Raw genomic sequence first — 9,984 nt, forward strand, 5'->3', positions numbered from 1 at the left:
GGGGTGTGGGGGTGGGTGGGGGCGCGGCCGGGGCTGTAACCGGTCCCGTGGCAACGGGCGTTCAGCTTCCTGGGGCGGCTTCGTCACCGGCCGGGTCGCGGTTCTCCGGCGGGCGCCCTCGGCGGCGGCCCGTGCGGTCGGTGGTGCTCGCGGTCTCGCTCGTCGCCGGGCTTCTCGGGCTCACCGCTTCCGCCGCCGGGCCTCCCTCCACGTCGGTCACGGGCAGTGGTCGTCCCAAGCCGCACCAGGCGCGGGCCGGGACGGCTCAGCCCGTGGCTCCCCTCACCTGGACCGCCAACTTCCACACGCGCGGGGTCAACGGGTGCGGCGAGGACTACGTCGTCGCCAAGGCTCCGCAGCAGGTTCCTCCGCCGCCCCACCCGGAGGACGTCGCGGCGTGGGTCGACTCCCAGCGGGCGGTGCACGGCGGTCCCACCGGTGTGCAGATCACCGTCCAGGGACGCGGCTCCGCGGCCGTCGTCCTGGACGCCCTGCACGTGCGCGTGGTCAACCGGGCCGCACCCGCCGCCGACCGGGGCACCGTGTACTCCTTGGGCGACGGCTGCGGCGCCGGCATCATCCCTCGCTTCTTCTCCGTGAACCTCGACGCGCACCAGCCCCTGGCCCGTTCGGTACCCGGCGACAACGGGTCGGGGACCAAGATCCCCGCCATCAACTTCCCCTACCGGGTGTCCCTGCAGAAGCCCGAGGTCCTGGTCGTCTCCACGCTCAACAAGTCCTGCACCTGCGACTGGTACCTCGAACTCGCCTGGTCCTCACAAGGCCGCACCGGCACCGTCCGCATCGACGACCACGGGCAGCCCTTCCGCAGCACCAGCACCAAGGGGCTGAAGGGCTACCGGTACGACCGCATCTATCACAGCCCCGGCCGCTGGGTTCCGATCCCCGCCGTCAATATGGAGGGGGATGGAGGGGAGGGCTGACGCCACGACAGGTCGCGGACAGTGGTCAGTGGGTGCTTGTGCGGCGGATGTCGGTGACGTCGCCGGACACCGGCTCCAGCTTCACGACGAGGTCGGTCGTCACCGTCGGCGTCTCCCCTCCGCCGAAGGCGTGGGTGACCCTGATCTCGCGGCTGTCGCGGCCCTCGCTCACCGTCCAGTCCACGGGGACGTTCTGGGCACGCAGGACACCGTCCAGGTTGTTCTTCTTCTCCCACGCCGCCAGCCGCTTCGCGAAGGCCGGCGCCAGGTAGTGCGTGCGCAGCGCCTTGGCCAACTTGGTGTCCGGGCCCCCGGCGTCGTCCTTCGCGTCGACGTACGCGCCGTAGAAGTCGGCGATCCGGGTGACCGATTCACCGGTCCGGCCGCTGACCGACCGCTTCGTGGCGGACGGCTTCGCGGGGGCCGCGCTCGTGGGGCGGATGTCGGTGATGCCGCCGACCACCTCATGCTTCACGACGAACCTGGTCGTGGTCGTCGGCGACTCCCCGCCGCCGTAGGTCAGGGAGACGATGACGTCGAGACCGTTGCGGCTCTCGCCCACCGTCCACTCCACCGGGACGTTCTGGGCACGCAGGACACCGTCCAGGTTGTTCTTCTTCTCCCACGCCGCCAGCCGCTTCGCGAAGGCCGGCGCCAGGTAGTGCGTGCGCAGCGCCTTGGCCAACTTGGTGTCCGGGCCCGCGGTGTCGTCCTTCGCGTCGATGTAGGCGCCGTAGAAGTCGGCGGTCTGGGTCACCAGGTCACCGTTGAAGCCGGTGATCGACCGCGGCGCGGCGGATGCCGCTGCGGATGCCTTCGCGGGGGCGGGGGCGGCGGCCTGGGCCACCGCCTGAGTCGACACGCCGAGGCCGACGGCGAGGACGAGTCCGGCGGCGACGACCGCGCGGCGGCCCGGACGACGGAGTGCGCGGGTGTTCCTGCTCATGTCGTTTCTTCCTTCTGCTCGCATCAGTAGGGGGTCGCTCCCGGCCTGCGCCGGCTCTCCCGCCGGAAGCCGCCCCTGGGGCAGACCGCCGGGCATCGGGCGCCCCCACAGGGGCACACCGATGCCCGGTACGCAGGCACCAGGAAGGGGCGTCGACAGGCTGCGACCGGGGCCCTCGATCCGCCCCGGTCGGTGCGACATCCACAGGTTCGGAGACAGCGGGCGTCCCCCGCAACCACCACCGCCCGACCCGCGACGACGCAACCATCCCACCCACCCTGAGCTGCGGAAACGTGTGCTGCCTGAGATGCCGTCCTGAGACGCCCGGAGGCTGGGACGAGCCGGGGTCGTAGCGCGAGCTCCACGGCAGGGTCCATGTGCCGGTGGTGGTCGCCCCGTTGACGTCGGTCAGGTGCGTCCGTGCTCCAACGCCGTTGTCAGTGGACGCTGTCAGGATGTGGGTGGCGAGGAGTCGTCATCCGGAGGGACTGCATGAGTGGCGAGCTTGGTCCGCTGGTCATCACGCGCGCCGCAGCAGCACCGAGCCGGTCGGACCAACGCGAAACGGTCGGCGGGCTGGCCGAGTTGTGGAGCTGGGCCTGCTCCGACCCTGCCGACGACGCCATGCGCGGTGCCCTGGGCCGAGTACCTCGTGGCCACGGCGGTGGGCACACGGATGCGAACGCGTGCCCGTATGCGTCGCCGTCAGCCCGTGCGCCGGGCGCGGGTCACTGCCAGGCCGCCGAGAGCCGTGCCGATCAGTCCCAGTGCCAGGGCCATGGCGCCGGCGATCACCCCGTTGCCGGTGCCGGGGCCACCGTCGGCGACGGCCAGGTTCACCACGCCCATGACCAGGCCGACCAGTGCCGCCGCCAGGGCCATGACGGCCCTGTTTCGCCTGGTGCCGTTTGCACGGCCGCTGTCGTTTGCACGGCCGCTGTCGTTTCCACGGCCGCTGTCGTTGCCGTTGCCATTGCCGCTGCTGCCGTTGCCGGGACGATCGGTGGATCGGGTCAGAGCCAATACGCCGCTGACCACGCCGGCCAGTGCCACGAGGGCGGCCGTGGTGCCCACCAGTCGCCCGGAGGTCAGGCCGGTGGTGGCAGCCGACTGGACTGCGATGTGCGCGGCTGCCGGTACGGCAAGCACGGATGGGACTGCCATGGGATGCCTCCTCGTCTCCTGCGATTCGATGTCGCTTCAGTGCGATTCGATGTCGCCTCAGTGCGATTCGATGTCGGCCAGCATGTCCGTCGGCCCCGCCGCCGGTCGTCCGGCGGACGCAGACAATGCGCGCTGCCGCCGGTGGCTCACGCGCCTGCTACGGGCGCGGCAGACGACGCGCGGGTACCGCGGGCGCGGTAGTCGGCCTCTCGTTCGTGAGCGGGACTCGCCCGTAGTGGCGCCCGGCTAGGGTGCGCGTATGGGCAGAGGACGGTTCGGTGTCCCGGCCGGTGTCCGGGACTGGGCGGTCGCCGTCGGCGTGGCGGGGCTGCTGGTGGGCACCGGGCTGTCCGGTGAGAGCTCCACGGCCGACAGCGACCTGCTCGGCCATGCGCTGCTGGCGGGCAGCGGGCTGGCGCTGGCCGCCGCCCGCCGGGCTCCGCTCGTGGTCCTGGCCGTCACCGGGCTGTGTGCGGTGGGGTATCAGGCGGCCGGGTTCGACGTGCTGGCCGTCTCCTACCTGGTCGCGGTGTACGGCGCGGTGCGGGCCGGGCATCGCGGCCTCACCGTGGTGGCGTCCGTCGCCCTGCTGTTCGCTCTCCACCTCACGGCGCTGGTCTTCCAGGGCGAGCCGGTGCGGGAGGCGTTCGGGCGGGGCGGCGGAGTGCTCGAACTCGCCTGGCTGATCGCCGCCTTCGCGGCGGGGGAGGCGGTGCGGCAGGCCGAGCGGCGGGCGGAGGAGGCCGAGCGGACCCGGGAGGAGACGGCGCGACGTCGCGCCGACGAGGAGCGGCTGCGCATCGCACGGGAGTTGCACGATTCGCTCACTCACCAGATCTCGGTCATCAAGGTGCAGGCCGAGGTCGCGGTCCATGTCGCCCGCAGACTCGGCGAACAGGTGCCGGAGGCGATGCTGGCGATCCAGGAGGCCGGACGCGAGGCCAGCCGGGAACTGCGCGCCACGCTGGAGGCGTTGCGCGACGACGACACGACCCCGCCGCGCGGGCTCGACGACGTCCCGGAACTGGTGCAGAAGTCCCGGACGTTGGGGCTGGACGCGACCCTGACGATCGACGGACGGCAGCACGACGTACCGGCCGCGGTGGACCGGACCGTCTACCGGATCGTGCAGGAGGCACTCACCAACGTCGCCCGGCACGCTGACGCCACCACCGCGGCGGTCCGCATCGACTGCCTTCCGGACTCCCTCGCCATACGCGTCGACGACGACGGCAGGGCGACCCCGGCCGCCGCCCCGCTGCCCGGCCTCGGCCTGCTCGGCATGCGCGAACGCGTCACCGCCCTCGGCGGCCGGCTGCGCGCCGAACCACGAGACGGGGGCGGCTTCACCGTCCGGGCCGAGCTCCCCGTGGAGCGGACATCATGATCCGTGTCCTGCTGGTCGACGACCAGCCCCTCATTCGCAGCGGATTCCGCGCCCTCCTCGACCTCGAGGACGACATCGAGGTGGTGGCGGAGGCCGCCGACGGCAGCGAGGGCGTGGAACTCGTCAAGGAACACCTGCCCGACGTGGCTCTCATCGACATCCGGATGCCGGTCGTCGACGGCATCGAGGCAACCCGGCGCATCGCCGCGGACCCGGCCCTGGCCGGGGTGCACGTGGTCATCCTGACCAACTACGGCCTGGACGAGCACGTCTTCGACGCCCTGCGCGCCGGCGCCGCCGGATTCCTGGTCAAGGACGTCGTGCCGGAGGACTTCCTGCACGCCGTACGGGTCGCCGCTCGCGGCGACGCCCTGCTCGCGCCCTCGATCACCCGCAAGCTGATCCACCGGTACGTCACCCAGCCGTTCCCCACGGACACCGGCGCGGGGCTGGGGGAGCTGACCAGCCGCGAACGCGAGGCTGTCGTCCTGGCCGCACGGGGTCTGTCCAACGACGAGATCGCCGACCACATGGTGATCAGCCCGCTGACCGCGAAAACCCACATCAACCGGGCCATGACCAAGCTCCGGGCCCGTGACCGGGCCCAACTCGTGGTCTTCGCGTACGAGTCCGGCTTGGTGGCCCCGCGCACCTCTTGACCGGGTGCTGTCACCACTCGTGAACAGTGCCAGGTACCCGGACCTCAGGGCACACGGTCGGCATCCGGGCGCCCGAGGGGTGGCGCGTCGAGCTGAGATCGACCGCCTACCGGCAGTCGTGGGCGCCATGGCTACCGTGCGTCGAGAAGGTCCAGGCGTCGGAGGACGCGGGTGGCGTTGGGGGCGAGTTGGATGCCGGCGCCGATCTCGCCGAAGCGGGACGCCCGCTCGACCACCGTCACCTCGCATCCGGCTCGGCTCAGACTCACCGCCGCGGTCAGCCCTCCGATCCCGGCGCCGACGACGATCGCCCGCAGGCGGACGGGCCTCCCCTTGCCGGGCGTACGAGCGCCGACGGACCGCTCGACACAGGCCCGAAAGCTGTGCGGGCCTCCCACCACCGGCCGCCCCAGCCTGGACAGGCCCTCCGTCACCAGCCACACCGTGTCAGCCATCCCCCGGCCTCCCCTCGACACACCGCAGGGAAACGGCACAGCGCCGAAACGCGGCGATGTCATCCCGGTCCGAAGGCGCGGCGTGCGCGTCGAGCCGGGCCTGGTCGGCCGCCTTCGTTCGGCACCGGTCCCTCCCCACGTGGGGACCGGTGCCGAACGGTGCGGGGGTGCTCGATCCGGGTCAGGGGACTGGATCGAGGTCTCGGCGGACGGATCGTCGCTGATCCCGTCCGTGTGCTCTGGATGATCACGTCCGTCGGTGTCGGTGATCGCATCGGTGAAGCTGACCTAAAACGAACGGCGGCATGAGTCGTCTCTGCGTGCGCTGCGCTGGTGGCCTGCGAGGGCGCCACCCGAGGCGGTGACTGCTTGGTCGTGATCCTGCCAGTCGGGGCCAGCGGCGAGGAGGGCCCGAGGGCGTCCGGACGGCTTCGCCGCAGGTCAGGCATATAAAGTGAGTTTTCCGGTCCGGATGTCCAGCAGCGGGGGAAGTTAAGGGGTGGAGGCCTTGAGTGACGACTCAGGGGCACGCACGGCCTTCGCGGAACGTCTCGCACTGCTGTACAAGGAGGCGGGCAATCCTCCCCTCAAGAGTGTTTCCGAGGCGGTCGTCCGACTGCAAAGGGTCGATGAACGCGGGCGTCCGGTGCGGGTCTCCGCCCAGCGGATCAGCGACTGGCGGCGGGCCAAGAACGTGCCCGCCCAGTTCGCCGCCCTCGCCGCCGTCCTGCACGTCCTGATACCCGAGGCGCGGCGCGCGCGGCCCGTGCCGGTGTCCAAGGGGCTGTACGACCTGGCCCAGTGGCAGCGGCTCTGGGAGCGGGCGGTGGCCGACCCGGCCGGCGAGCGGACCGCCCCGGCCGGGGCCTCCACGGAAGAGGAACCGCCGCCTCCGGGGGACGCCCCCGCCGTCCCCGGCGGGGTCTGCCCGTACCGGGGGCTGGCCTCCTACCGGCAGCAGGACGCCCGCTGGTTCTTCGGGCGGGAGCGCAGCACGGACGCCCTCGTCGGGCAGCTCCGGGCGGTGGAGAAGACGGGCGGCCTCGTCATGCTCGTCGGCGCCTCGGGGGCGGGGAAGTCCTCCCTCCTCAACGCCGGCCTGGTGCCCGCCGTGCGTGAGGGCGCGCTCGGCGGCGGGGACGGCCCCGGCGCGGACGGACCCGGCGGCCCGGTTCTCCAGCTGGTCCCCGGTGCCGATCCGATCGGGGAGCTGACCCGCCACATTCCCGAGCTCGCGCAGGTCGTGTCCGCCGCGTACGAGCCCGGTACATCGTTCTTCGCCGACGCGGTACGGGAGGCCGTCACGGCCTGGGCCCGCCACCGCACGACCGCCGCCACGTCCGCTGCCTCAGCCACCTCCACCACGTCCGCTGCCTCAGCCACCTCCACCTCCGCTGCCTCCGCCACCTCCACCTCCGCCACGTCCGCTGCCTCCCCCACGTCCGCTGCCTCCTCCGTCACCTCCGCCGCGTCCGGAACGAGCGACCCCGCCCGCCCCGTCCTGATCGTCGACCAGTTCGAGGAGACGTTCACGCTCTCCGCAGACGAGGCCGACCGGCGGACGTTCATCCAGTTGCTCACCGCCGCCTGCACGCCCGGAGCCGCGGGGGACCTCGCGCCCGTGCTGGTCGTGCTGGGGATCCGGGCCGACTTCTACGAGGAGTGCCTCGGGTATCCGGAGCTGGCGGACGCCTTGCAGCACCGGCACATGGTGCTGGGGCCGCTGACGACCGCGGAGCTGCGGGAGGCGGTGACCGGGCCGGCCAAGGCCGTGGGGCTGGAGCTGGAGCCGGGGCTGGCCGAGCTGATCGTGCGCGAGGTGAGCGCGGACGGGCCGCGGGGCGCGCACGACGCGGGGGTGCTGCCGCTGCTGTCGCACGCGCTGCTCGTGACGTGGCAGCGGCGCAAGGCGGGGCGGCTGACGCTGGCCGGGTACCGGGCGGCAGGCGGCATCCAGGGCGCCGTGGCGGCGACCGCCGAGCGGGCCTGGTCGGGGCTGGACCCGGCGGCCCGTACGGCGGCGCGGTTGCTGTTGCTGCGGCTGGTGCGGCTCGGCGAGGACACGCAGGCCACCCGACGGCGCGGGACCCGGCGGCAGCTCGCGGACGAGTCGACGGACCCCGGCAAGACGGAGGAGTCGCTGGAGGCGTTGGTGCGCGCCCGGCTGGTGACGCTCGACGCGGAGACCGTGGAGATCACCCACGAGGCGCTGCTGCACGCCTGGCCCCGGCTGCGGAGCTGGATCGACGAGGGCCGGGGCGACCATCTGCTGCGCCAGCGCCTGGAGGAGGACGGCCGGGCCTGGGAGGAGTCGGACCGCGACACGTCGCTGCTGTACCGGGGTTCCCGGCTGGAGCAGGCCCGTAGCTGGGCGAGGTCCGCCGACGACACCCTGTTGACGCGCGGCGCGGTGGAGTTCCTGGCCGCCGCGGTGAGACTGCGCAAGCGCACGGTGTGGATCAGCCGGAGCGCGGTGGCCGCCCTGGTGGCGCTCGCCCTGGTGGCCGTCGGTTCGGCGGTGGTCGCCTGGCAGCAGCGCAACGACGCCGTGTTCGAGCAGGTGGTCGCCGAGGCGGACCGCGTCCAGTACACCGATCCGTCGCTGTCGGCCCAGCTCGACCTGGTGGCGCACGGGCTGCGCCCCGGCGACGAGGGCACCAACAACCGGCTGATCTCGATCGTGAACGCGCCGCTGGCCACCCCGCTGCTCGGCCACACCGGCGCCGTCTACCTCACTTCCTACAGCCCCGACGGGAAGTACCTGGCCACCGCCAGCTACGACCGGACCGTCCGCCTGTGGGACGTGTCCGACCCGTCCCGCCCGAAGGCCCTGGGCAAGCCCCTCACCGGGCACAGGAGCTGGGTGAGCAGCGCCGTCTTCAGTCCGGACGGCCGGACGCTCGCCAGCGCCGGCGACGACGGGGAGATCCGGCTGTGGGACGTCCGCGACCCCCGCTCGCCCCGGTCGTCGGGCGCACCGCTGACCGGTCATGACGGCACGATCTACCTGGTCGCCTTCGGTCCGGACGGGAGGACGCTGGCGTCCGTCGGCGAGGACCGCACCGTGCGGCTGTGGGACGTGTCCGACCCGTCCCGCCCGAAGGCCCTGGGCAAGCCCCTCACCGGGCACGACGCGCCCGTGCGTTCCGTGGCGTTCAGCCCGGACGGCAGGACCCTGGCCGCCGGGGGCGACGACCGGACCGTACGGCTGTGGAACGTCGCCGACCCACGGCACCCGGCCGCGCTCGGCGCCCGGCTCAGCGGCCACACCGGCACCGTGCACTCGGTGGCGTTCAGCCCCGACGGGCGCACCCTCGCCAGCGGCAGCGCCGACAACACCGTCCGGCTGTGGAACGTCGCCGACCGACGGCATCCGGCCGCGCTCGGCGCCCCGCTCAGCGGCCACACCGGGCCGGTGTGGTCGGTGGCGTTCAGCCCCGACGGGGGGATGCTGGCCGTCGCCAGCGCGGACAGCACGGCGAGCCTGTGGAACGTCCGCGACCCGGCGTACCCGTCGCAGGTGGGTGAGCCGCTCGCCGGGGCCAGCGGCGAGATGTACGCGCTGGGCTTCAGCCCGGACGGCCGGACCCTCGCCACCGGGAGCGGGGACGGCAAGGTCCGGCTGTGGTCGATACCGACGGCGGACATGGTCGGCCAGAACGGGGTGTTCCGGCCGGACGGGCGGGTGCTCGCCACGGCCGGGCGCGACGGCCGGATCCGGCTGTGGGACGTGCGCAGTCCCGGCCGGCCGGTGGCGCTGAGCAGGCCGTTCCTGGTCAAGGACGGCGGCAACCGCTCCCTCGCCTTCTCCCCCGACGGCCGCACCCTCGCGATCGTGACCGGGAACCGGGCGGTGCACCTGTGGGACGTCCGCGACCCCGCGCACCCGGTCCCCCACGCGGAGCCCCTGATGCTGCGGACCCGCTACACCGACGCGATGGCGTACAGCCCGGACGGGCGCACCCTGGCCACCCCGTACGACGATCACACCGTGCAGTTGTGGGACGTGAGCGACCCGGCCCGTGCCGTCCCGCTCGGCAAGCCGCTCACCGGCCACAAGGGCTACATCCTCGCCCTCGCCTTCAGCCCCGACGGCCGCACGCTCGTCAGCGGCAGCGCGGACGGCACCGCCCGGCTGTGGAACGTGACCGATCCGCGGCGCCCCGCCCGGCTCGGCGCACCCCTCACCGACCACCGCGGCCCCGTCAACGACCTGGCGTACAGCCCGGACGGTTCCACGCTGGCCAGTGGTAGCGACGACGACACGGTGCGGCTGTGGGACGTCTCCGACCCCGGCGACGCGACCCGGCTCGGCGAGCCGCTCACCGGCCACACCGAGGCCGTCGTGTCGCTGACCTTCAGCGAGGACGGCCGGACCCTGGCCAGCGGCGGCAACGACAACACGGTCCGGCTGTGGGACGTCTCCGAC

At 73.1% G+C, this 9,984-nt stretch carries 6 protein-coding genes and 1 pseudogene; 4 read left to right on the forward strand and 3 right to left on the reverse strand.

What is annotated here, in order from left to right; translation table 11 throughout:
• Positions 1-140: 140 nt before the first annotated feature.
• Positions 141-944, forward strand: coding sequence for a hypothetical protein (locus AOK15_RS35415; protein WP_240508741.1), 804 nt, complete (start codon positions 141-143; stop codon positions 942-944).
• Positions 945-969: 25 nt separating this feature from the next.
• Here the strand turns inward: AOK15_RS35415 and AOK15_RS35420 are convergent, their stop codons facing one another.
• Together AOK15_RS35420 and AOK15_RS45340 are read right to left on the reverse strand one after the other, a co-directional pair.
• Complete coding sequence (locus AOK15_RS35420; RefSeq protein ID WP_240508742.1) at positions 970-1,890, reverse strand: hypothetical protein; 921 nt, start codon at positions 1,888-1,890, stop codon at positions 970-972.
• A 705-nt stretch (positions 1,891-2,595) separates the two neighbouring features.
• On the reverse strand, positions 2,596-3,054 hold the full coding sequence (locus AOK15_RS45340; protein WP_063799094.1) for a DUF6223 family protein: 459 nt from the start codon (positions 3,052-3,054) through the stop codon (positions 2,596-2,598).
• 259 nt (positions 3,055-3,313) lie between these two features.
• Here AOK15_RS45340 and AOK15_RS35430 point away from each other — a divergent pair, with 259 nt between their 5' ends.
• On the forward strand, positions 3,314-4,441 hold the full coding sequence (locus AOK15_RS35430) for a sensor histidine kinase (protein WP_055522461.1): 1,128 nt from the start codon (positions 3,314-3,316) through the stop codon (positions 4,439-4,441).
• Positions 4,438-5,100: a response regulator gene (locus AOK15_RS35435; protein ID WP_055522463.1), complete on the forward strand. Its 663-nt coding sequence runs from the start codon at positions 4,438-4,440 to the stop codon at positions 5,098-5,100. The genes AOK15_RS35430 and AOK15_RS35435 overlap by 4 nt, the downstream gene beginning before the upstream one ends.
• 137 nt (positions 5,101-5,237) lie before the next feature.
• Here AOK15_RS35435 and AOK15_RS43065 read toward each other — a convergent pair.
• Positions 5,238-5,417 (reverse strand): annotated as a pseudogene (locus AOK15_RS43065) (FAD-dependent oxidoreductase); the annotation flags it as partial.
• Between the two features lie 637 nt (positions 5,418-6,054).
• On the opposite strand from AOK15_RS43065, the gene AOK15_RS35445 reads away from it, so the two are divergent.
• A partial coding sequence (locus AOK15_RS35445) for a WD40 repeat domain-containing protein (protein ID WP_055522466.1) occupies positions 6,055-9,984 on the forward strand: 3,930 nt, incomplete at its 3' end.

The sequence above is a fragment of the Streptomyces ossamyceticus genome, assembly GCF_001418475.1.
Classification (GTDB): Bacteria; Actinomycetota; Actinomycetes; order Streptomycetales; family Streptomycetaceae; genus Streptomyces; species Streptomyces ossamyceticus.